Origin of the sequence: Pseudomonas fluorescens, from assembly GCF_900636825.1 — a bacterium.
Classification (GTDB): Bacteria; Pseudomonadota; Gammaproteobacteria; order Pseudomonadales; family Pseudomonadaceae; genus Aquipseudomonas; species Aquipseudomonas fluorescens_BG.
In genome coordinates this window covers 3,855,978-3,877,465 of record NZ_LR134318.1, presented here as the reverse complement: position 1 = coordinate 3,877,465, position 21,488 = coordinate 3,855,978, and the positions used below count along the sequence as shown (strand labels likewise).

Sequence of the window (21,488 nt, the reverse complement as noted above, 5' to 3'; positions counted from 1 at the left end):
CGTTGCACTCGTCAGCTCCTACAGGCCTTGCGCAAACCCTGTAGGAGCTGCCGCAGGCTGCGATCTTTGATCTTGATCTTGAAACAAAGTCAAAAGATCGCAGCATCGTTGCACTCGTCAGCTCCTACAGGTCTTGCGCAAACCCTGTAGGAGCTGCCGCAGGCTGCGATCTTTTGATCTTGATCTTGAAACAAAGTCAAAAGATCGCAGCCACGTTGCACTCGTCAGCTCCTACAGGCCTTGCGCAAACCCCGTAGGAGCTGCCGCAGGCTGCGATCTTTTGATCCTGATCTTGGAACAAAATCAAAAGATCGCAGCCTCGTTGCACTCGTCAGCTCCTACACGTCGCTACGGTCAAACGCGGAACTGATCCATCAGACTTTGCTGCTGATTGGCCAGGCTGTTGAGCGACTGGCTGACCCGCGCCGATTCGTTCGCCTGCCCGGACAACGACTCCGTGACGTCGCGAATCGTCGCCACGTTGTTGTTGATCTCTTCAGCCACCGCGCTCTGTTCTTCCGCCGCGCTGGCGATCTGCAGGTTCATGTCGCTGATCACCGTCACCGCCTCGCCAATCTGCCGCAGCGCCGTCACGGCCTGGCTTACCTGTTCGACACTGCCTTGCGCCTGACGATGGCTGTTGCCCATTGAGCCGACCACGTCCTGCGTACCGCTCTGCAATTGCTCGATAACCTGACGGGTTTCTTCCACCGACTCTTGCGTGCGGCGGGCGAGGTTGCGGACTTCGTCGGCGACCACGGCAAAACCGCGACCAGCCTCGCCGGCGCGGGCCGCTTCGATTGCCGCATTCAGGGCCAGCAAGTTGGTCTGTTCGGCGATGGCGCGGATGGTTTCCAGCACCGTGCCGATCTTCTCGCTGTTGGCCGCCAGGCCTTCGACCTGCACCATCGCCGCGCTCATATCCGCGGCAAGGGTGTCGATGCTGGCAGTGGTGCGGTCGATCACGGTCAGGCCCTGGCGGGTAGCGCGATCGGCATCCTTGGCCGCTTCAGCCGCTTGCGCGGCGCTGCGTGCGACGTCTTGCGCGGTGGCGCTCATTTCGTGGGACGCGGTGGCCACCTGATCGACCTGACGGTATTGCTGTTCCATGCCGGCGCTGGTCTGGGTGGCAATGGCCGCCGATTGGTCGGCGGTGTCGCGTGCATCCTGAACCGAGCGTTTCACGTCGGCGATGATCGGCTGCAACTTGTCGAGAAAACGGTTGAACCAGCCGGCCAGTTGACCGAGTTCGTCCTTTTTGTCATAGGCCAGACGTCGGGTCAGATCGCCTTCGCCGCTGGCGATGTCTTCAAGCATGTGGGCGACGCCGAGAATCGGTTTGGTCACGCTGCGCGCCATCAGCCACACCAGCAGCAGGCCGATCAGCGCGGCCAGCACGCCCAGGCTCAGCTCGATCAGTGTGCCTGAGGTGTTGCTAGCATCCAGTTGTTGCTTGAGCGCTTCGGCGCGGCTGACCAGGACTTTTTCCTGAACGTCGAGCAACACGCCCCATGCCGGCCCGCCCGGGATCGGCTGGAACGGCGACAGCACTTTCAATTGGCCGTCGCTGTGCAGACTGCTGACATTGCTGCTAGCCGCAAGCATGCGCAGCAGTTCACTGCCGCTGGCCTTATCGACGGCATCCAGACGCTGGCTGAGTTTGCCGGCGTCCGGGCTGTAACCGGCGAGCAGGCCCGCGGGGCTGATGATGCTCACTGCGGTCTGGCCGTCATAGAGCTTTTTGCTCGCACCCTGGCTGATCGTCTGCAGACTGTTCAGGTTGATGTCCACCGACAGCGAGGCGATGACTTTGCCGTTGACCATCAACGGAAAAACGATGCTGGTCATCAGCACCTTGTGGCCGTCGATCACATAGAAATACGGTTCGATCACGCACGGCTTGAGCGTGGTACGCGGGCAGGTGAACCACGCGTTGGCAGCCTGACCGCTGGGGCCGGTGCTGGTGTCGGTCATGTCACTTTCCGGCAGCGCCATCGAGGTGACTTTGCCGGGCACAGGCTGCGACCAGTACAGGGCGAAGCGGCCCTTGTCGTTGCTGCCCAATTCGGCCTGTTCAGCGAACAGTTCGTCTTTGCCGTCCAGCGCGTTGGCTTCGAACACCAGCGACAGGCCGAGCAGATCCGGGTTGGCTTGCAGCGCGGATTTTACCTGGCGGGTCATGTCTTCACGCAGGTCGAAGGCATCGAGGAAACGCTTTTCAGCCTGCTCGCGCAGAAACAACACCTGACGCGAGAAGCCGTGGCCATATTGATAGGCGTCCATGAACTGTTGGCGAATGCCGGCGGCCTGCACTTCACCTTGCGACTCGATGCGCGCTTGAGCGGACTCGGTGAGCATCTCCATACTGGACGCTTTAACCAGTTCGGAACTGTGCTCCATGCGATACAGCGAAAGACCCACCAACAGGGTCACGATACCGGCCAGGCAAAGCCCGGCGAGCAGGGTGATTTTCCATTGGATGGAAAGTTGTCCGAGCGACATGGAGACGTCCTTATTCGATAAATATCTGAGACTTTGCACTGTAACGGCCTAAAAACGGCTTTCTTGAGCTGCAAGCTGCAAGCCACCCCGATCGTTCCCTGTAGGAGCTGCCGAAGGCTGCGATCTTTTGCTCTTGCTTTGGAAGACGAGCAAAAGATCGCAGCCTTCGGCAGCTCCTACGGGACCGTGTGGCTTTGACAAGCACTGTTCGCTGCGGCACAGTGCGCGCCCTCTAATAAGACCCTCTGCGCAAATCCGCCGGCCAGCCCCTGCGGACTCATCCTGTCTGGCGGTGTGTTTTGAACCGCAATGTTTTTTGAGGTAACGAAATGAATGCAGTCATAGCAGCCGTCGGCGTCATGCTGATCCTCAGCCTGTCGCGCGTGCATGTGGTGATCGCTTTGATCGTCGGCGCGCTGGTCGGCGGCCTGACCGGTGGTCTGGGCATCGACGCCACGCTCAAGGCGTTCAACAGCGGCCTAGGCGGCGGGGCGACGGTGGCGTTGTCTTACGCGTTGCTTGGCGCTTTCGCCGTGGCGATTGCCAAGTCCGGCCTCGCCCATGCACTGGCCGACAAGGCGCTGGCGATGGTCGATCGCCAACATGCGACCGGCGGCGGCAGCGTCAAATGGCTGCTGATCGGCCTGTTGTGGGTGGTCGCCATCGCTTCGCAGAACATCTTGCCGATCCACATTGCCTTCATCCCGCTGCTGGTCCCGCCGCTTTTATATGTGCTGACCAAGCTGCAACTCGACCGCCGGCTGATCGCGTGCGTCATGACCTTCGGTCTGATCACTCCGTACATGTTCCTGCCGGTGGGTTTCGGCAACATCTTTCTCAATGAAATCCTGCTGGCCAACGTTGCGCGCAGCGGTGTCGACATCAGCGGTATCAATGTCACCCACGCCATGGGCATTCCGGCGCTGGGCATGGTCTTCGGACTGGCGATGGCGTTCGTCAGCTATCGCAAAAAGCGCGTTTATGACTTGGCCAAAATCGAACAGGTAGAGCAGACGGCGGTGCAGTACAACCCGCTGAGCCTGTTGATTGCCGGCGTGGCCATCGCGTCAGCGTTCGTCGTGCAGTTGCTCTTGGACTCGATGATTATCGGCGCACTGGTCGGCTTCCTGATCTTCTCGGTGTCGGGCATCGTCAAATGGCGCGAGACCGATGATCTGTTCACCGAAGGCATGAAGATGATGGCGATGATCGGCTTCATCATGATCGCGGCCTCGGGCTTTGCCGAAGTGATGAAAGCCACCGGCGAAGTGCAGACGCTCGTCGAATCGTCGGCGGCGTGGATCAATCACAGCAAGGCTATCGGTGCGTTGTTGATGCTGCTGGTGGGCTTGCTGGTGACCATGGGCATCGGCTCTTCGTTCTCGACGGTGCCGATCCTGGCGGCGATTTTCGTGCCGCTGTGCGTGCAACTGGGCTTCAGCCCGCTTGCGATTGTCTGCATCGTCGGCACCGCCGGTGCGCTGGGCGATGCCGGTTCGCCAGCCTCGGACTCGACCCTCGGCCCGACCTCCGGCCTGAACATCGACGGCCAGCATCACCATATCTGGGACACCGTGGTGCCGACATTCCTGCATTACAACCTGCCGCTGCTGGTGTTCGGCTGGGTGGCCGCGATGGTTCTCTGATTACCCTGGGAAGATCAAAAGATCGCAGCCTGCGGCAGCTCCTACAGAGATCGGTGTAGGAACTGCCGCAGGCTGCGATCTTTTTTTGCGCGTTCAACTTTTGCTTCGGCGTGCCGTTAAAGCCTTTAACCACGCCAATAAAATCAAAAGAGTGAGCCCCTACAATGCGCCTGAGTCTCAAGGCTAAAGTCCTGTCCCTCGCGGTTTTCCCGGTGTTGCTCTTCGCGCTGGTGATCAGCGTGACCACGCTGTTGATCCTTCAGGAACAAGCGCGCAAGGAAGTCGAACAAACCCGCGAGCGTCTGCTCAGCGACGCCAAGGCCACCCTGCAAAGTTACGTCGCCGTGGCCATGACCACGATCAAACCGCTGTACGACGCGGCCGCGCCCGGGGATAACGAGGCGCGGGCGCAGGCGATCAAGTTGCTTTCGGGCATTCGCTACGGCAAGGACGGCTATTTCTTCGGCTACGACTCCGAGACCGTGCGCCTGTTCAAGGCCAACGATCCCGACGGCGTGGGCAAAAGTTTCAAGGACAACCGCGACCCCAACGGCGTCTACGTCAATCTCGGCCTGGTCAAAGTGGCGAAGGACGGCACTCATTATCTGCAATACAGCTCGCCGCTGCCGGGCAACGCCAAAGTGCTGGTGCCCAAACTGGGTTACACCGAATACCTGGCGAAGTGGGACATGGCGGTCGGTACTTCGGTCAATCTCGATGGCATCGAAGCGCAAGTGGCGCAGGTCGAAGCGCAGGTGCAGGAGCGCGTGCAAGGCGTGGTGCTGAGCATCGTCGGGGTTGCGGCGCTGGTGCTGCTGGTGATCGCGGCGGCGGGCATGCTGCTGGCCAATACCATCCTGCGGCCGTTGACCCTGATGAAAGCCAACCTCGACGACATTGCCGCGGGGGAGGGCGATTTGACCCGCCGGCTGAACATCACCAGCCAGGACGAACTCGGCGAACTGGCCGGCTCGTTCAACCGTTTCGTCGACAAGATCCACGGGCTGGTGCGGCAGATTACCGAGATGACCACGCAACTGACCGGGCTGGTCACGCAGGTCTCGGAACAGGCCCAGCGCTCGGATCAGGCCATGGAGCGTCAGCGCCACGAGACCGATCAGGTCGCCACGGCGATCAATGAAATGTCCGCCGCCGCTCAGGAAGTCGCCAAGAGCGCGCAGAACGCCGCCGTTGCCGCCCAGCAAACCGACGAAGAAGGCCAGAGCGCCAAACGCGTGGTGGCCGGCAGCATCAAACAGATTCACGCGCTGGTCGACGACATCCGCAGCAGCGGCGTGTCGCTGGACAGTCTGCAGCAGGACGTGACGTCGATCGTCGGCGTGCTCGGAGTGATCCGCTCGATTGCCGAGCAGACCAATCTGCTTGCACTAAACGCGGCGATTGAAGCGGCGCGCGCCGGTGAGGCTGGACGCGGCTTCGCGGTGGTGGCGGATGAAGTGCGGGCTCTGGCCAGCCGTACGCAGATCAGCACCCAGGAAATTCAGGGCATGATCGACCGCTTGCAGGCCGGCACGCAGTCGGCGGTGGAAGCAATGCGCCGTTCCAGTGAGGCAGGTGACGGTACTTCACAACAGGCCAACCAGGCCGGCGCCTCGCTGGATGCGATGGCGCAATTGATTGCGACGATCAACTCAATGAACGCGCAAATCGCCAGCGCGGCGGAAGAGCAAACGGCGGTGGCCGAGGAAATCAACCGCAGCGTGCATCAGATCGCGGTGGCGGTGGACAGCGTCGCCGATGAAACGCAATTGGGCGCGCAGACTTCGCGCAGTCTGGCAGAACTTGGTCAGCGCCTGGGTAAACTGGTCGGCCAGTTCCGTATTTGAAGACGTGAAAAGCCCCTCACCCTAGCCCTCTCCCAGAGGGAGAGGGGACCGATTGGGGGATATTGCGGGATTACGCCGACCTGAAAGTCCTGCTTTGAATCCATAATCGACGCGATTTTTCAGGTCGGTGCCAGGAGATGGGACACCTCGGTCGGTCCCCTCTCCCTCCGGGAGAGGGACCGATTGGGGGATATTGCGGGATTACGCCGACCTGTAAGTCCTGCTTTGAATTCATAATCGACGCGATTTTTCAGGTCGGTGCCAGGAGGTAGGACATTTCGGTCGCTCCCTCTCTCTGCGGGAGAGGGACCGATTGGGGGATATTGCGGGATTACGCCGACCTGAAAGTCCTGCTTTGAATCCATAATCGACGCGATTTTTCAGGTCGGTGCCAGGAGGTAGGACACCTCGGTCGGTCCCCTCTCCCTCCGGGAGAGGGCTAGGGTGAGGGGCTCTTGATCTTCAGGCTCTGTCCCAATAGGGAATCTCGCCAAAGCACTCGACAAAAAAATCAATCACCGTCCTCACCTTCACCGACAACCGCCGACTTCCCGGCCACAGCACGGCAATCTGCTGCGGCTCCGGACTGTTCGAGACCTGATAGTCCCTCAGCACCGGCACCAGCGTGCCGGCGCGCACCGCTTCACCAATCAGCCATGACGGGAACATCACCAGCCCCAAACCCTGTTCGGCGGCTTGCGTCAGGGTGTCGGCGTGGTTGCCGGTGATCGGCCCTTTCACCGCATACGGCGTCCAGTCCTCGCCCTCGCTCCGGAAAAACCAGCGCTGCTGGCCGGCGGCGCCTTTGTAGGCCAGGCATTGGTGTCGCGCGAGTTCTTCGGGATGCTGCGGGGTGCCGTGACGTTTGAGATAGGCCGGGCTCGCGGCAATCTGAAAGCGATGCGGTGCGATGATTCGCGCCTGCATGCTTGAGTCATGCAATGCGCCAATGCGGAACAGCAGGTCTGCGCCTTCCTGCATCGGGTCGACATAGTGGTCGGTCTGCTGGATATCCAGCTGCAGCTTCGGATAGCGCGCGCACAGCTGGCCCAGCCACGGCGTCAGATGTCGCTGGCCGAATACCACCGGGGCGTTGATGCGCACCAGGCCAGTGGGTTCGCTTTGCTGCTCCTGCAAGGCTTGTTCGGCCTCTTCCAGTTGCACGAGCACCAGCCGCGCATGATGGCCGAGCATGCGCCCGGCCTCGGTCGGGGTGACGGCGCGGGTGTGGCGGTAAAGCAATTGCTGATTCAGCGCCTGCTCCATCAACTGGATCTGCCGGGAAATAGAGGAGGGCGCCACGCCTTCGCGGCGGGCAACTTCGGAAAAACTGCCTTGGTCGAGCACAGCCACAAACAGCCGAAGTGCCTTGAATCCTAATTCGTTGAGCCCGTGCATGGTCAGCCTGCTGTGCGAATTGCGCAAAAGTGTTGTCAGGATGCTCCCATTTATCGCAAAGCTGCGCCAGCCGATAATCCGCGCCATCGTTTATCAGTGTGGAAGATTGTTATGCAGACGTTGGAAGAAGGCGCTGTCGCCGCGCCGGTGAAGCAGTCGGTGTTGCGCTTGTTGTTGCTGCCGCTGGTGATTCTCGCTGGCATGGGTTTGTCGGTGGAAGCCGGATTGCTCGGGCCGCTGGGCGAACAGGTCGGGCATTTGTGGGCGACCTTGAGCATCTTTGGCGTAGGCGCGGCGATTCTGTTTTTGCTGCTGCTGTTTGCTGGTCCGCAAAAAGGGCCCGCACTGACCCAGCTGCCGCGCTGGCAATTGATCGGCGGCTTTCTCGGGCCGATCTATGTGGTGGTCCTGACGCTGGCGACGCCGCATATCGGCATCGCCATGACGATGATCGCGATTTTGTCCGGCCAGGTCGGCAAAAGCGTGTTGATCGACCACTTCGGCTGGTTCGGCGCGGCGCGCAAGAAGGTCAATGCTGAGCGCTGGCTGGCATTGGGCTTGATTGTGGTGGCGTTGGTTCTGATTGCGCGGGGGTGAGTGATGGGTCTGATTATTTTGTTGGCTGTGGTGGTGTTGGCGGGCGCGGTATTGAGCGTGCAGGCGGCGATCAATGGGCGCTTGGGCGAAACCGTTGGCGTGTTGCGCAGCAGTTTCCTGACTTTCGCCGTGGGTGCGGTGGTGACCGGTTTGTTGATTCTGTTTTTCGAGCCGGCGCAGTCGATGAGTCTGCTACAAGTGCCAAAGTGGCAACTGACAGGCGCCTTGTTCGGCGTGGTTTACATGATGGTAATGGTCGGGGCGGTGCCGGTCGTCGGAACGGCCGTGGCGACGGTGGCGGTGATTGTCGGGCAGCTGGGCATGGGCATGCTGATCGATAATTTCGGCTGGCTGGGCAATCCGGCGATTGAGCTGTCTTCGAGCCGGATTCTGGCGATGGTGTGTCTGGCGGCGGCGTTGGTGTTCATGTATCGCAGCAGCTCCCGCGCCGCTGATTAAACCGGTCCGCCACATGCCCCTGTAGGAGCTGCCGCAGGCTGCGATCTTTTGATCTTGGTTTTTTGAAAAAAAAAGATCAAAAGATCGTCCGAACGCGGCCCGAGCCTGCGGCAGCTCCTACAGGGGGCAGTGCAAAAAAAATGGAGCCTAATCAGGCTCCACTTGCAGTTTCAGACTTTCGTCATCGAGGCGCTCGACGTGCCGCACCGTCCCTTGCAGCGTTCGGCCCTCGACTTTGACGACAACGATTTTCGCTTGGTCGAGATCATCCGGCACCGGCGCCTTGACGCATAAGGTGAAGCGGTAAGGATTGTCCGCCACTGTCTCCAGCGCGACTTCGCAATCGACCGTCTTGCTGATCTGGCCGAAGAACGTGGTCAGGCCGTAGTCCAGTCGGGCCGGGTGATAGGTATCGGTCATCAAGCGGTTCCCCTTCTTCCGGTCACGATAATGCGTTCAGTTGGTCTGGCGCCAAATGACGTTTTCCACCCCGAACTTTTCCGCCATCGGCTTGCTGGTTTTCTGCACCTTTTCACGACCGAAACGCGGGATACGCCCGACCCCGGCGTCGCAGCTTGCCCAGTGCCACGCTTCAGCGTTGTCCATTTTGTCCGAGCGGATAATGAACGACTTGGGCGTGCCATGCAGTGTGTAGTCGATGACGAAGAGTTTTGCGTTGTTCATAAAGCCCGTATTCCTCCCTGTGGTATTAAACGGATCGCGCTGGGAGCGGAAAATTCAGTTGGATTGTCCGACGGTATCTATCGTTGGCGACGCATGGGCGCGCTGGTTACCATGGCTTCCCCGTCAACCCCAATGAATGCTCGCCCATGGCTCTCGCCGCACCGCCCGACCTGACTGATACCGATGTGCCGGTGCAACCGCTGGCGCGCACCTATCCGCGTGGCTTGTTCATCGAGCCGCATGAGCATGTCTGGGGCCAGTTGCTGTATGCGATGAGCGGAGTGATGTGGGTCGAGACGCCGAACGAGGCGTTGGTGGTGCCACCGCAGCGCGCGGTGTGGTTGCCGCCCGGTGTGCCACACGGGATCCGCGTGGTGTCGGATCTGCAGATGCGCAATATCTACCTGCGGCCGGCGTTGGCGGCGACGCTGGATAAAACCGTGCAGGTGATTGAAGTGGGCGGGCTGCTGCGCGAGTTGATCGTCACGCTGGTTGCGCAGGGCGACAGCGCTGAGCCCGCCTATTACGAGGCCTTGGTCGGCTTGGCACTGCTGGAACTGAACCGCGCCAGGCGTTCACCGCTGCGGATCCCGATGCCGGATGCTTCTGATCGGCGCTTGCTGAACGTGTGTCAGGCGGTGATGGCTGCGCCGTCGCTCGACATCCCTTTCGAGCAGCATGCTGAAAACGCCGGGGCCAGCGTGCGTACGTTGGCGCGGCTGTTCAAGGACAGCCTCGGCATGGGCTTCGCCGAATGGCGGCGTCAGGTGCAACTGGCGACGGCCGTGGCGGCGTTGATCCAAGGCGTAGCGGTGAGTGCAATCGCTCGCGACCTCGGCTACTCCCCCAGCAGCTTCAGCGACATGTTCCGCCGCGAACTCGGTATTGCGCCCTCGCAATTTATTCCGGCCTGAACGCAACCTCTGTAGGAGTGAGCCTGCTCGCGATAGCGGTCTTTCAGATGTTGATTAGTTAACTGACATTCTGCTATCGCGAGCAGGCTCACTCCTACAGGGACCTGTGGTGACCTTTTGGATTTGGCCGAAATTCAGAAGTCGTTGACCGATGATCTTCGCCACGCCTCCTTAAACTTCGCTCATTCCTTTGCAACGGCGGAGTTGCTCTCCATGAATTACCTGATCTCGCTGGCCATCGGCCTGGGCGTGGGCCTGCTCTACGGCGCGCTCGACTTCCGTTCTCCCGCGCCGCCAGCCATCGCTCTGGTGGGCTTGCTCGGCATGTTGGCCGGTGAGCAGTTGTGGCCGATGGGGCGGCAACTGGTCGCCGGTTGGCTGTCCTGACTATCCTTTTTCTCTTCGGTGAAAATGCTTATGAAAGCCCTGCAATTCGATACAACCGGCGACCTGTCTTCCCTGCGCTATGTCGACGTGCCGACTCCGGTGCCCGGCCCTGATGAAGTGCTGGTCCAGATCAAGGCTGCCGGCCTGAACCCCAGCGACGTGAAGAACGTGCTTGGTCGCTTTCCCTACACGACGTTGCCACGCATCCCCGGCCGCGATTTCGCCGGCGTGGTGGTCGAGGGCTCTCAGGCGTTGATCGGCCAGGAAGTCTGGGGCACCGGTCGCGAGCTGGGCTTTTTTGCCGACGGCTCCCACGCAGCATTCGTCAAACTCCCGGCCAATGGCGTGGCGCATAAACCGTCGCACTTGAGTTTCACCCAGGCCGCCAGCCTTGGCGTGCCCTACACCACGGCATGGGACGCGCTGGAACGCAGCCTCGTAACCGCCGAAACCCGGTTGCTGGTCATCGGCGGCGGGGCGGTCGCCACAGCGGCCCTGGCATTAGCCAAAGTGCGCGGCGCGCAGTCGTTGGCAGCGGCGCGACGGCCCGAGCAGGTCAAGGACTTGCAGGCACAGGGTTATCAAACCTTGCAACTGGATCAACCCGAAGACCTCGGCGCGCAAGTCAACGCGGTGTATCGCGGCGGCGCCGATGTGATCTTCGACACCACCGGCTTCTGGCTGCCGGCGTCAGTGGCGGCACTCGCCACTTTCGGCCGCATCGCAATCATCGCCGCGCCCGTCGACGGCCACGTGCAATTGCCGGCCCTGGCGTTGTATCGCAAGGGCGGTTCGGTGGTCGGCATCAATTCGCTGCTGTACGGCGTTCAAGCGTGCGCGGCGATGCTGGAACAGTTTGGACGCTTCTTCGACGAGGGATCGTTGCCGCTGCCGCAGGGATTGGTGGAATCGCCACTGGCGGAAGGTGTTGCGCGTTATGCCGAGGTGAATCAAGGCGCTGGTGACAAGATCATCCTCATTCCCTGATCCACCCGAACCCCAACTGTAGGAGCTGCGGCACGCTGCGATCTTTTGCTCTTGTTCTTCAGACAGTGAGGTTAAAAGACCGCAGCATGCCGCAGCTTTTACCGGATTATCAAACGCGCAGAACTCAGTGTGCGCACGACTAAAAGACTTGTTCCAGCTTGACAGCAATGCAGCGTAACATCCGCTGGAAAAAACCGCTGCGCCGGAACTAGCTTTTCCAAGATAAAAGGTAATTTTAATACGGAACGGCTTGTTTTTTTGAGCCCCTTGCTGGTGTCAGCTCAACCATTCGATAGAAGTTATCAGGAAGCCTGAATCTCTGTTTGGATCAGGGGTTTCCTGAAGCGATTCAATAATAAAGTAGGAGATAAGACGCCCTGTGGGAGCTTTGTAATCCAAAGTCGTCACGTTTACAATGCTCGTTGGTATGTTCAGAGTCTCTATGACTAAATCTAATCTGTCATAAAAAGTTATTTTGTGATTGGGTGAATGAGTCGACATTGTCGAAATTCTTGTTTGCTTTGTCACTGAGTTCCAAGAAAATTTTGCTTTAGTATTGTTTTTATAATATAGACTTCGGTATCCATCATAATACCCGATATGGACGTTGGACAGCGTGCTAAGTAGTTCGATGATGATTCCGCTGTTCAACGGCATTGGTGTATTAAGCTGAAGTTGATAGGAGATAGGTGGGGAATCCCACTTTTCGATTCCGGAAGAGAGTTTAATGTTTCTAATAACGGCTGTGTTTTCTTTCAATTTTATAGCGTTGTCCTGTGTGGTCGAAATTTCGCTTTCAAGTGTGATTGGCACTCCGTCAGATAATCGCGCAAGCCATTCGCGAGAGACAGGCTTCTCCAAGCCGTTTAACAGGTCCATGTCCGTTACTTTGTAATTCGTCAGGATCGGAAGTGAAGTAATATTTTTACTTGTCAATGTGGCTGAAACCATTTGGCCGAGTCCGATAAAGGTCCATCTTGCAAGGCGGAATGTTGCGTCGCCTTCAAAATCGATCAGTGCGAGTTCCTCACCTTTTTTTTCCAAAATAAGTGGTTCAGGAAGTCTGATGTCTGCGTCTGCAACCGTTTGCACCTTTAATTTTAGCAGCGCGGATTTCGCAATCTGATGTCCCCCCCGATTCAAATTCCATCTGAACTCCAACTCCTTGTCCATTCTGGCTGCCAAGAACGCGGGTCCGAGTTCGAAATCCACCACATTCTGAATACCGAACGACTTCAACGGGAACTGGGGCGTGCCCGCTGGCGCACGCACTTCCACCAAGCGTGCGCGGTCGCCACTCTGCGCTTCCGGATATTTGATTCGAAGTTTTATGCCGTGTGGATGGGCGATAACATCGATAGGATTCACCGCTGGTGCCCGTAAAATAGGGGGCGGTAATTTTATGGCATTGGCACCTATGACTTGTGCAAGGGCAGGCGTGGAAGTGGCAATGACTTCTTCGCCACGGATCATTTGATAAATCAGGCTGACATTGCTGTCAGCCACAACTTTCGCATTGGGAATCTCTCTCGCCAGTTGATTTGGCACTTTGTTCAAAGCCAACTTTTCTTCATGAAAAGCTACCACTTTGCCGTCCAGTTCAGCGGTAAATGCCAGGCGAATCGTATCCCCTGATCGCCATACCGTGTCCACCAAATGAACCAATACCCAAAGCGGCCCACCCTTCATTTTTTCCAGATCAACAACGCTCGGGTCATCGCTATCGTCGGTGGCAATTTCGCGAAGCGTTGCCATCGGCAATTCGAAGCGATCCAGATGAACATCGACGGTGACAATCCTCGACCACTGCGAGGCATTGCTCAGGTAGTCGGTGACGCGGTATTTGAATTCGAAGTCGGAATCGTCGCCGCTCTGTTCCAGCACCGATTTCGGAATCGGGATCTGCACGCTCTTCGGTACCGCTGGCAGAGGCGAGGTGCTGTCAGGCAGCAGCTGATGAGGCACTTGTACGCCGTTGCAGTCGACAACTATGCGGTCATACCACTGCATGTTTTTGTAGCTAACGGTCACGGATACTTTCTCCGCTTCACTTGGGCCAATGCTGGTGTGGCTGATCTTGATGTCGAGCACCGCAGGATTGTCGCCTGGCGGTGAGTTGCGGTGCAGCAGAATCAATTCTTTGCTGAAGCTTTCATTGCTGGACGTCCGTTTGACGCCGAACTTGATGCGGTTTTCGCCTTTCTGGAAAAGTCCCGCCGGAATGAGCAAAGGGATGTTGTCGGCCTCCTTGCCTATGGCAACGGTGGTATCGGCAACATTTTCGTCATTCAGATATAGCGTGATCCTGTCGTTAGCGGACTGCTCGCGATATGCCAGAGACAGCACCAGAAAACCGCTGGAAGCCGTAGCATCTTCAATTGAAACACCGCCGTGGAATATGGCGTCGGCAGGCTCCAGCTCAACCATTTCAGGGGCATAGGGCACGCCGAGGTCAAACGTTTCGATCGTACGGGCTTTGGTGTTCATCGCCATCTCCAGAAGGCAGGTTGCCATGGCGATAGCTAATGCCAAGCGACGACTCGCGTCACCTGTCAGATCTGACAGGTGAGAACGCTTTTTCGACGAGCGGTCAGTTACGGCCTGAGGCTGAAGGACTTTTCGCTGCCCGAAAAATCGGATTTTTTCCTGGAAACAACGCTATTGCCAGACGTTTCCGTAGGACTTATGCGGATTGGCTGTCAGTCGTTTCCTGATCGCCTGCGTCCTACGTAAAACATCGAGCCGTCTGACTCCACGGATTCGATAACCCTGTTCAAAGTCCGCTGTTTCAACCTGACACAGGGACAGCTGGATGCTCACCCATGGCAAATCCGCGGTTTTCACTCTCGAGATCGAAGGCGTTGCGCACGATCTGCAAGTCGCCGAATTCCGCGCCACGGAAGCGCTTAATCAAACCTATGCGGTCGAGATCGAAGTGGTCAGCGAGCGCCACGACCTGGATCTCGAATCCTTCCTGCATCGTCCGGCCTTTCTCGCTTTTGGCGCGGCGGATATTCATTTGGTTTTGCCGAGGCTGGCGCTAAATGATCTTACGCCGCCGTTGAACGGTAAACCGAGCCATCGTTTGGGAATCGGCGCCCATCGGCTTCTCATGCCGCTACACGGTCGCGGTTTGCCGCAAGAGCACAAGGAAGTCATCAGTGAGGAAATATTGAGCAGTCTGCGAATCGTGAAATCTTCGCCGGATGGTTTGGTGCTCTGCCTTCAATACCCCATCCGTTCCGATTCTGAATACTCACCTGCAAAGGAAACGCTCGAACTTGCCGTATGTATTCAAACCGTCAATGGCGAAGGCAAGGCAGAGTCACGAACTCGCGTCATTCATATCGACCCTCGGGATACCGGCCATTTTGCTGTAGTTATTCCCGGCTCGGTTAAGAAAAATCCACCGGTTTTGCTGGTAGAAACTCAATATCTCGACTGGGCTGACCATGCTGAACAATTACAATAATCCTCTTTATACTTCGGAATATAAGGGGGTTAAAAAAGCGGGTGATAGTCAGCCGTTCCCAAGCGGAAAAATTACCTATCTCGCACCATTGCCATTGCCGACATTGATGCCACCTTACGGGCCTTACATTGGAACTTTCAATGACGGATACATGGACTTTGGTCTCGGTTCTTTAGAGGTATTTCCGTGGCAGCTAATTATCGGCGGGACGACTGCAGGTACTTTTATAGTCCTCGTTTTATTCCCTTTGTTTACCGGTTTGCTGGGCATTATTTTCGGCTATGGAAACGAGGCGATTTGGGAGTCAATGGTTGGTGTATTCGAAGTGGCCTATGAGAATGAATTGATCAGCAGCCCTTTGATTTTACTTATCGGCCTAGGCGTCTGGCACCACGTCCACAAAAAACGCCTCTCCCTCATCCCAACCCGCTTCAACCGCCAACGCCGCGAAGTCTGCTTCATGCCCGAGGGCGCCACCGAACCAGTCTTCGTCCCATGGGAATCGCTGTCCGCATGGGTCATCGAAGCCCAAGGCGCCACCCAATTCGGCATCCATCGCCAATACGGCATGGGCATCGGTTTCCATCACGGCGAAACTCTCACCAGCCTCGAATTCCAATGCGCCAGCCTGGAGCTCGCGATCAGCCACTGGGAAGCAATTCGCGGCTACATGGAGTACGAAGTCAACGACCTCAAATCCATTCAAGACCTGCAAGATCTGCAAGGCCCCGACGACCCTCCTCACGAAGGCCTGCACAACTTCCGCAACGCCCGCGCGCGCATGCACCGGCAAATTCGCGAAGGGACACGGACAAGGCTCTCGGGGTTTTTCTGGTACCTCTATCACGTCATGACGCTATGGACGATTCCCAACCGCCTCGTCGAATGGGAAGTGCGCCGCCTCGAAAGAATCGGCAAGCAGGCGTTGCCCGAGGTCATGCGCGAATGGTCTGAGCCATTGCCGAAAGAGCAGTGGGCCAAGCCCAGCGAAGAATTGCTGCGATTGAGCGAGCAGGTGCGGCAGATGCAGAGGCGTCAGCCGCGACGGCCGATTACCGAAATTTTTGCCGAGGTGCAGCGCGGCCGGGCGTAGCGAGGCAAGGCTTTGATCAGGGTGGTTCCTGTGTGAAGCAGTGGGTTTCCCGCCAATCAGGCGATCGCTATCGCCAGCAGACTGACTGACTGTGCCTGACACAAAACACTGTGGGAGCGAGCCTGCTCGCGAAGGGGCCCTGACAGTCAGCAAAATCTGCAATCCTGCGCTCTGCTAGAATCGGCGTCATTTCCAGCCAGAGACTCCCCCATGAGTGAGCCGATTCGTCTGACCCAATACAGCCACGGCGCCGGTTGCGGCTGCAAGATTTCCCCGCAGGTGCTGGAAGTGATTCTGGCCGGCAGCGGCGCCCAGAATCTCGATCCGAAATTGTGGGTGGGCAATGCCTCGCGCGATGACGCAGCGGTGTACGAGATCGATGCCGAGCGCGGTGTGGTGTCGACCACTGACTTTTTCATGCCGATTGTCGATGACCCGTTCGACTTCGGCCGCATTGCCGCGACCAACGCCATCAGCGACATCTACGCCATGGGCGGCGATCCGCTGATGGCGATTGCGATTCTGGGTTGGCCAGTCAATGTGCTGGCCCCGGAAGTCGCCCGCGAAGTGATCCGTGGCGGCCGCGCGGTGTGTGATGAGGCGGGCATTACCTTGGCGGGCGGGCATTCGATCGACGCGCCTGAACCGATTTTCGGTCTTGCCGTCACCGGCCTCGTGGAAAAGCGCCACATGAAGCGCAACGACACCGCCACCGCCGGTTGCTTGCTGTACCTGACCAAACCGCTGGGCATCGGCATCCTTACTACTGCTGAAAAGAAAGGCAAATTGCGTGCTTCAGACGTCGGCGTGGCCCGTGACTGGATGTGCACCCTCAACAAGCCCGGCAGCCGTTTCGGCAAACTCGCCGGGGTTACGGCGATGACCGACGTCACCGGTTTTGGCCTGCTCGGGCATCTGGTGGAAATGGCGGATGGCAGCAATCTGACCGCGCGCATCGCTTACGACCGTGTGCCCCGCCTGGACAGCGTCGAGTATTACCTTGATCAGGGTTGTGTTCCCGGCGGCACGCTGCGCAATTTCGACAGCTATTCGAGCAAGGTCGGGCGTGTGCAAGAGCTGCATAAGCGGGTCTTGTGCGATCCGCAGACCAGCGGCGGTTTGCTGATCGCCGTCACCCCGGAAGGCAACGACGAATTTCTCAGCGTTGCGGCGCAGCTGGGTTTGAATCTGACGCCTATCGGCGAGCTGGTTGAGCGACAGACGACCGCAGTCGAGGTGCTGTGATGCTCCGCGACTGCAACGACTACCGTGATATTTTTCTCCACGACCGACCGCTGATGGACGCCCGCGCGCCGATCGAGTTTCACAAAGGCGCGTTTCCCAGTGTGATCAACCTGCCGCTAATGAACGACCTCGAACGGCAGAAAATCGGCACCTGCTACAAGCAACATGGTCAGCAGGCCGCCATCGAATTGGGCCATCAATTGGTGTCCGGTGCGGTCAAGGCCGAGCGGATCCAGGCGTGGGCCGATTTCGCCCGCGCTCATCCGGACGGTTACCTCTATTGTTTTCGCGGCGGCTTGCGTTCGCAGATCACCCAACAGTGGTTACGTGACGAGGCGGGCATCGACTTTCCCCGGGTCGCTGGTGGCTATAAGGCAATGCGCAACTTCCTCATCGACACCCTTGAGCAAGCCATCGCGCAATGCGATTTCGTCTTGCTCGGCGGCATGACCGGCACCGGCAAAACTGAAGTGCTGGTGCAGTTGCGCAACGGTGTGGATCTAGAGGGCCACGCCAATCATCGCGGTTCCAGTTTCGGCAAACGCGCCACGGCACAGCCGTCGAACATCGATTTCGAAAACCGGCTGGCCATCGACGTTCTGAAGAAGCGCGATGCGGGCATCGAACAGTTCGTGCTGGAGGATGAGAGCCGTGTGGTCGGCAGTTGTGCTTTGCCGCTGCCGTTGTATCAGGGCATGCAGCAATACCCGATGGTCTGGCTGGAAGATCGGTTTGAAGATCGCGTCGAGCGGATCCTGCGTGATTACGTGGTGGATTTATCGGCTGAGTTTTGCGCGGTGCATGGCGAGGAAGGCTTCACGCTGTTCTCGGAGCGTTTGCTGGAAAGCCTGAACAATGTGCAGAAACGCCTGGGTGGCGAGCGTCATCAGCGGATGTTGCTGTTGATGGAACAGGCGTTGATCGAGCAGGCACGCAGCGGTGCGGTGGATCTGCATCGCGGCTGGATCGAGGGCTTGCTGCGCGAGTATTACGACCCGATGTATGTGTTTCAGCGCGAGAAGAAGGGCGGGCGGATCGAATTCGCCGGCGAGCGCGGGGCGGTGATCGAGTATCTGCGCCAGCGGGTGAATCAGAGGGTTTGAGGTTTTTTGCTGGCCCCCACAGTGATTTGCTGTGTACACAAACCCGTGGGAGCCAGCTCTGCTGGCGATTAGGCCGGCCCGGCCCCCACAAAACTCAGGTCGGGCAAGACTCGTTGCCATGATCCAGCCCCTGCTTGTAGCTGTGGCTTTGCAGGCTGGCCTTGCCGTTGTGCCAGGTGAGGGTCAGCACGTACAGCGAGTCAAAATCGTCGCCGGACCAGTCGTCGGTGATCTCCTGCGCCTCGCCGACCGCTTTGCCGGCGACCTTGTTGATCAGTTCCGGCAGATAGCCATGCGACCATGCGGTGTAGATCGTCGAGTTGTGATATTTGTCCGCGAGCAGTTCGCGCGCCAAATCGCTGGTGTCGTTGGCGGAAAACTCGATGTTGACTGGCAGGCCCAGCTTGATCGCCGCCGGGCTGATGGTCATCAGCGGGCGAATGTAGCTGTAGGAATTATCCAGTTCGCCTTCCTCGACATTGCGCGTCGGGTTGGCGGCAAACACGTAATCGGCCTTGCCGAATTTCTCCGGCAGCAACGTCGACAGATCGATCGCCCGATTCAAGCCCTGACAGTTGAGCTGACCGAGACCGCCCTCGGGTTTTTCCGCATGGCGCAGAAACACCAGCGTTTGCGTGCCGTCGGCCGGTTGCGCGCGGCTTTCACTGGACTCGAGGGACAGGAACAACGCACTGACCGCCAGCAGGGAAGGCAGGGCTACGTAGGCGCGATGTTTGAAGCGTTTGGCGAAACTCAAAAGATTCGTCATGTAATAAGAGGTTCTTCAGCAAATTCGGTTAAGGCTGACAAACCTTTACACCGCGGGCTCCCAGCGCCGGGTGTTTTCCCTGTCGTGAACAGCTTCCTCTGCGAAAAAGTCATAGCTCAGAGTCCTCTGAGGCCGTTTGGTTCGATTCGGACAAGTGCGTCGCACTTTAACGGCAATGTCCCAGAGCTTGGCCGCAGGTTAGCGACAGGATGTTACGGTTTGTCGAAGAGCTGCCGCTGGCTGCGATCTGTCGCCCCCGGTCTAAGGCTTCAGATCAAAAGATCGCAGGCTGCGCAGCGCCTACATTATGATCGGGGTTCAATTTGTGACTGGATGCTTCCCATGACCGATCTGTCCGCTTTCCCCATCACGCAAAAATGGCCGGCGCAGTACCCAGACTGGATTCAGCTCTACTCCATGCCGACACCCAACGGCGTCAAAGTGTCGATCATGCTCGAAGAGATCGGCCTGCCGTATGAGCCGCATCGCGTTGGTTTCGACATCAACGATCAGACCTCGGCCGAATTTCTCTCGCTGAACCCGAACAACAAAATCCCGGCGATCCTTGATCCCCACGGCCCGGAAAACCAGCCGCTGCCGTTGTTCGAATCCGGGGCGATTCTGATCTATCTGGCCGACAAGAGCGGCCAGTTGCTGGCCCAGGACGGCGCGCTGCGCTATGAAACCATCCAGTGGCTGATGTGGCAGATGGGCGGTATCGGCCCGATGTTTGGCCAGCTCGGGTTCTTCAACAAATTCGCCGGCAAGGATTATGAAGACAAGCGCCCACGCGACCGGTATGTCGATGAAAGCAAACGCCTGCTGAACGTCCTCAACACTCGTCTGGAAGGCCGCGACTGGATCATGGGCGAGCGTTACACCATCGCCGATATCGCCACGTTTCCGTGGGTGCGAAACCTGATCGGCTTTTACGAAGCCGGGGATCTGGTGGGTATTCAGAATTTCCCCAATGTCACCCGTGTGCTGGAAAAATTCCTCGCACGCCCGGCCGTCATCCGCGGACTTACTATTCCTTCCTGACTCACAAAATCCCCCTGTAGGAGCTGCCGCAGGCTGCGATCCTTTGACTTTGTTGGTTAAAAACAAGATCAAAAGATCGCAGCCTTCGGCAGCTCCTACATTGAACCGGAGGATTATTGCAGGCTGGGTAACGCTCTCTTGATTGATCCAGGTTTGTACGCCAACCGCCGCAAGGCATAAGCTTCGCCCCCTACGACTTTCGTCTCGTCCGCCGTTTTCAGGAAAGGCCCCATGTCCAGTCAGTTCCCCGAAGCACGTCCCCGCCGTCTGCGCCGCAATGCGAGCCTGCGCAGCCTGTTCCAAGAAACCGAATTCAGCCTGAACGATCTGGTGCTGCCGATCTTCGTCGAAGAAGAGATCGACGACTTCGTGCCGATCACCAGCATGCCCGGCGTGCAGCGTATTCCGGAGCGCAAACTGGCCAGCGAAATCGAGCGCTACGCCCGGGCGGGCATCAAGTCGGTAATGACTTTCGGAGTGTCCCATCATCTCGACGCCAACGGCAGCGACACCTGGCGCGAAGACGGCCTGGTCTCGCGCATGTCGCGCATCGCCAAAGACGCCGTGCCGGAAATGATCGTGATGTCCGACACCTGCTTCTGCGAATACACCGATCACGGCCATTGCGGCGTGATGCACAACCACGAGGTCGACAACGACCAGACCTTGATCAACCTCGGCAGACAAGCTGTAGCCGCGGCTCGCGCCGGTGCCGATGTGATTGCACCATCGGCGGCGATGGACGGCCAGGTGCGGGCGATTCGCCAGGCGCTGGACGCAGCCGGGTTCACCCAGATTCCGATCATGGCGTATTCGACCAAGTTCGCCTCGGCGCTCTACGGCCCGTTCCGCGAGGCCGGTGGCAGCGCGCTGAAGGGTGATCGCAAAAGCTATCAGATGAACCCGATGAACCGCCGTGAAGCCCTGCGCGAATCGTTGCTCGACGAGCAGGAAGGCGCCGACGCGCTGATGGTCAAGCCGGCCGGTGCGTACCTCGATATCATCCGCGACATTCGTCAGGCCTCGAACCTGCCGCTGGCGGCATATCAGGTCAGCGGCGAGTACGCGATGATCAAGTTCGGCGCGCAAGCCGGCGCAATCGATGAGGACCGCGTAGTGCGCGAAAGCCTCGGCGCTATCAAGCGCGCGGGCGCAGATTTGATCTTTACTTATTTTGCGATGGACCTGGCACTGGCCGGAATTTAAACCCAGCACAAATCCCCTGTAGGAGTGCGTTTCCCTGTGGGAGCGAGCCTGCTCGCGAAGACGCCGGTTCAACCACCACAAAACCCAAAAAGGCCCTGCAACCAAGAAGCTGCAGGGCCTTTTTACATGCGGGATAAC

General features: G+C 58.4%; 19 protein-coding genes and 2 pseudogenes. 14 read left to right on the top strand and 7 right to left on the bottom strand.

Features of this window, described 5'->3' with window-relative positions; genetic code table 11:
* Nucleotides 1–354: 354 nt before the first annotated feature.
* Nucleotides 355–1,059 (bottom strand): methyl-accepting chemotaxis protein, encoded by a 705-nt coding sequence (locus EL257_RS28460; protein WP_419866629.1) that lies wholly within the window; start codon nucleotides 1,057–1,059, stop codon nucleotides 355–357.
* Between the two features lie 201 nt (nucleotides 1,060–1,260).
* Nucleotides 1,261–1,317: pseudogene (locus EL257_RS28455) on the bottom strand (hypothetical protein); the annotation flags it as partial.
* A gap of 1,514 nt (nucleotides 1,318–2,831) precedes the next feature.
* Here EL257_RS28455 and EL257_RS17480 point away from each other — a divergent pair.
* From EL257_RS17480 to EL257_RS28445, 3 genes and pseudogenes are all read left to right on the top strand, one after another.
* Nucleotides 2,832–4,148 carry a Na+/H+ antiporter family protein gene (locus tag EL257_RS17480; RefSeq protein WP_126364729.1) on the top strand — a complete coding sequence of 439 codons (1,317 nt, stop codon included), beginning with the start codon at nucleotides 2,832–2,834 and terminating at the stop codon, nucleotides 4,146–4,148.
* Nucleotides 4,149–4,312: 164 nt separating this feature from the next.
* Nucleotides 4,313–5,089, top strand: a pseudogene (locus EL257_RS28450) (cache domain-containing protein); the annotation flags it as partial.
* A gap of 84 nt (nucleotides 5,090–5,173) precedes the next feature.
* Nucleotides 5,174–5,995, top strand: coding sequence for a methyl-accepting chemotaxis protein (locus EL257_RS28445; RefSeq protein ID WP_419866628.1), 822 nt, complete (start codon nucleotides 5,174–5,176; stop codon nucleotides 5,993–5,995).
* 462 nt (nucleotides 5,996–6,457) lie between these two features.
* Here EL257_RS28445 and EL257_RS17470 read toward each other — a convergent pair whose 3' ends face one another.
* Nucleotides 6,458–7,393, bottom strand: a complete 936-nt coding sequence (locus EL257_RS17470) for a LysR family transcriptional regulator (RefSeq protein WP_126364725.1) — start codon at nucleotides 7,391–7,393, stop codon at nucleotides 6,458–6,460.
* Between the two features lie 111 nt (nucleotides 7,394–7,504).
* On the opposite strand from EL257_RS17470, the gene EL257_RS17465 reads away from it, so the two are divergent.
* Nucleotides 7,505–7,990: a DMT family transporter gene (locus EL257_RS17465; protein WP_126364723.1), complete on the top strand. Its 486-nt coding sequence runs from the start codon at nucleotides 7,505–7,507 to the stop codon at nucleotides 7,988–7,990.
* 3 nt (nucleotides 7,991–7,993) lie between these two features.
* On the top strand, nucleotides 7,994–8,449 hold the full coding sequence (locus EL257_RS17460) for a DMT family transporter (protein WP_126364721.1): 456 nt from the start codon (nucleotides 7,994–7,996) through the stop codon (nucleotides 8,447–8,449).
* 147 nt (nucleotides 8,450–8,596) lie between these two features.
* On the opposite strand, the gene EL257_RS17455 is transcribed toward EL257_RS17460, so the two are convergent.
* The gene (locus tag EL257_RS17455) at nucleotides 8,597–8,869 is read right to left on the bottom strand and encodes a hypothetical protein (protein WP_126364719.1); all 273 of its coding nucleotides are present in this window, start codon (nucleotides 8,867–8,869) and stop codon (nucleotides 8,597–8,599) included.
* A gap of 36 nt (nucleotides 8,870–8,905) precedes the next feature.
* Complete coding sequence (locus EL257_RS17450) at nucleotides 8,906–9,133, bottom strand: DUF6555 family protein (RefSeq protein ID WP_126364717.1); 228 nt, start codon at nucleotides 9,131–9,133, stop codon at nucleotides 8,906–8,908.
* Between the two features lie 146 nt (nucleotides 9,134–9,279).
* On the opposite strand from EL257_RS17450, the gene EL257_RS17445 reads away from it, so the two are divergent.
* The 3 genes from EL257_RS17445 (at nucleotide 9,280) to EL257_RS17435 (ending at nucleotide 11,421) form a co-directional block, all read left to right on the top strand.
* Complete coding sequence (locus EL257_RS17445; protein WP_126364715.1) at nucleotides 9,280–10,047, top strand: AraC family transcriptional regulator; 768 nt, start codon at nucleotides 9,280–9,282, stop codon at nucleotides 10,045–10,047.
* Between the two features lie 213 nt (nucleotides 10,048–10,260).
* Entirely contained in the window at nucleotides 10,261–10,434 is a 174-nt protein-coding gene (locus EL257_RS17440; RefSeq protein WP_007969534.1) for a DUF1427 family protein, read from the top strand.
* 30 nt (nucleotides 10,435–10,464) lie between these two features.
* Nucleotides 10,465–11,421 (top strand): quinone oxidoreductase family protein, encoded by a 957-nt coding sequence (locus tag EL257_RS17435; protein WP_126364713.1) that lies wholly within the window; start codon nucleotides 10,465–10,467, stop codon nucleotides 11,419–11,421.
* Nucleotides 11,422–11,697: 276 nt separating this feature from the next.
* Here EL257_RS17435 and EL257_RS17430 read toward each other — a convergent pair whose 3' ends face one another.
* On the bottom strand, nucleotides 11,698–13,908 hold the full coding sequence (locus EL257_RS17430; RefSeq protein ID WP_126364711.1) for a hypothetical protein: 2,211 nt from the start codon (nucleotides 13,906–13,908) through the stop codon (nucleotides 11,698–11,700).
* Nucleotides 13,909–14,233: 325 nt separating this feature from the next.
* Between EL257_RS17430 and EL257_RS17425 the strand changes: the two genes are divergently transcribed.
* From EL257_RS17425 to mnmH, 4 genes are all read left to right on the top strand, one after another.
* Nucleotides 14,234–14,893 carry a hypothetical protein gene (locus EL257_RS17425; RefSeq protein ID WP_126364709.1) on the top strand — a complete coding sequence of 220 codons (660 nt, stop codon included), beginning with the start codon at nucleotides 14,234–14,236 and terminating at the stop codon, nucleotides 14,891–14,893.
* Nucleotides 14,874–15,986, top strand: a complete 1,113-nt coding sequence (locus tag EL257_RS17420) for a hypothetical protein (RefSeq protein WP_232013027.1) — start codon at nucleotides 14,874–14,876, stop codon at nucleotides 15,984–15,986. Before EL257_RS17425 ends, EL257_RS17420 begins: the two co-directional genes overlap by 20 nt.
* A gap of 210 nt (nucleotides 15,987–16,196) precedes the next feature.
* Nucleotides 16,197–17,231: a selenide, water dikinase SelD gene (gene selD / locus EL257_RS17415; RefSeq protein ID WP_126364708.1), complete on the top strand. Its 1,035-nt coding sequence runs from the start codon at nucleotides 16,197–16,199 to the stop codon at nucleotides 17,229–17,231.
* Nucleotides 17,231–18,334, top strand: a complete 1,104-nt coding sequence (gene mnmH, locus EL257_RS17410; RefSeq protein ID WP_126364706.1) for a tRNA 2-selenouridine(34) synthase MnmH — start codon at nucleotides 17,231–17,233, stop codon at nucleotides 18,332–18,334. The genes selD and mnmH overlap by 1 nt, the downstream gene beginning before the upstream one ends.
* A gap of 94 nt (nucleotides 18,335–18,428) precedes the next feature.
* On the opposite strand, the gene EL257_RS17405 is transcribed toward mnmH, so the two are convergent.
* Nucleotides 18,429–19,103: a histidine phosphatase family protein gene (locus EL257_RS17405; RefSeq protein WP_126364704.1), complete on the bottom strand. Its 675-nt coding sequence runs from the start codon at nucleotides 19,101–19,103 to the stop codon at nucleotides 18,429–18,431.
* 342 nt (nucleotides 19,104–19,445) lie between these two features.
* Here EL257_RS17405 and EL257_RS17400 point away from each other — a divergent pair, with 342 nt between their 5' ends.
* Together EL257_RS17400 and hemB are read left to right on the top strand one after the other, a co-directional pair.
* A complete protein-coding gene (locus EL257_RS17400) occupies nucleotides 19,446–20,144 on the top strand; it encodes a glutathione binding-like protein (protein ID WP_126364702.1) in 699 nt (232 codons plus the stop codon).
* Nucleotides 20,145–20,375: 231 nt separating this feature from the next.
* Entirely contained in the window at nucleotides 20,376–21,350 is a 975-nt protein-coding gene (gene hemB / locus EL257_RS17390; RefSeq protein ID WP_126364700.1) for a porphobilinogen synthase, read from the top strand.
* Nucleotides 21,351–21,488 lie beyond the last annotated feature (138 nt).

Coding starts and splice junctions, on each gene's coding strand:
- EL257_RS17425 (WP_126364709.1), top strand. CDS start 14,234: ATGCTCACCCATGGCAAATCCGCGGTTTTCACTCTCGAGATCGAAGGC.
- selD (WP_126364708.1), top strand. CDS start 16,197: ATGAGTGAGCCGATTCGTCTGACCCAATACAGCCACGGCGCCGGTTGC.
- EL257_RS17435 (WP_126364713.1), top strand. CDS start 10,465: ATGAAAGCCCTGCAATTCGATACAACCGGCGACCTGTCTTCCCTGCGC.
- EL257_RS17460 (WP_126364721.1), top strand. CDS start 7,994: ATGGGTCTGATTATTTTGTTGGCTGTGGTGGTGTTGGCGGGCGCGGTA.
- EL257_RS28460 (WP_419866629.1), bottom strand. CDS start 1,059: ATGAGCGCCACCGCGCAAGACGTCGCACGCAGCGCCGCGCAAGCGGCT.
- EL257_RS17420 (WP_232013027.1), top strand. CDS start 14,874: ATGCTGAACAATTACAATAATCCTCTTTATACTTCGGAATATAAGGGG.
- EL257_RS17455 (WP_126364719.1), bottom strand. CDS start 8,869: ATGACCGATACCTATCACCCGGCCCGACTGGACTACGGCCTGACCACG.
- EL257_RS28445 (WP_419866628.1), top strand. CDS start 5,174: ATGACCACGCAACTGACCGGGCTGGTCACGCAGGTCTCGGAACAGGCC.
- EL257_RS17430 (WP_126364711.1), bottom strand. CDS start 13,908: ATGAACACCAAAGCCCGTACGATCGAAACGTTTGACCTCGGCGTGCCC.
- hemB (WP_126364700.1), top strand. CDS start 20,376: ATGTCCAGTCAGTTCCCCGAAGCACGTCCCCGCCGTCTGCGCCGCAAT.
- mnmH (WP_126364706.1), top strand. CDS start 17,231: ATGCTCCGCGACTGCAACGACTACCGTGATATTTTTCTCCACGACCGA.
- EL257_RS17470 (WP_126364725.1), bottom strand. CDS start 7,393: ATGCACGGGCTCAACGAATTAGGATTCAAGGCACTTCGGCTGTTTGTG.
- EL257_RS17405 (WP_126364704.1), bottom strand. CDS start 19,103: ATGACGAATCTTTTGAGTTTCGCCAAACGCTTCAAACATCGCGCCTAC.
- EL257_RS17400 (WP_126364702.1), top strand. CDS start 19,446: ATGACCGATCTGTCCGCTTTCCCCATCACGCAAAAATGGCCGGCGCAG.
- EL257_RS17440 (WP_007969534.1), top strand. CDS start 10,261: ATGAATTACCTGATCTCGCTGGCCATCGGCCTGGGCGTGGGCCTGCTC.
- EL257_RS17465 (WP_126364723.1), top strand. CDS start 7,505: ATGCAGACGTTGGAAGAAGGCGCTGTCGCCGCGCCGGTGAAGCAGTCG.
- EL257_RS17480 (WP_126364729.1), top strand. CDS start 2,832: ATGAATGCAGTCATAGCAGCCGTCGGCGTCATGCTGATCCTCAGCCTG.
- EL257_RS17450 (WP_126364717.1), bottom strand. CDS start 9,133: ATGAACAACGCAAAACTCTTCGTCATCGACTACACACTGCATGGCACG.
- EL257_RS17445 (WP_126364715.1), top strand. CDS start 9,280: ATGGCTCTCGCCGCACCGCCCGACCTGACTGATACCGATGTGCCGGTG.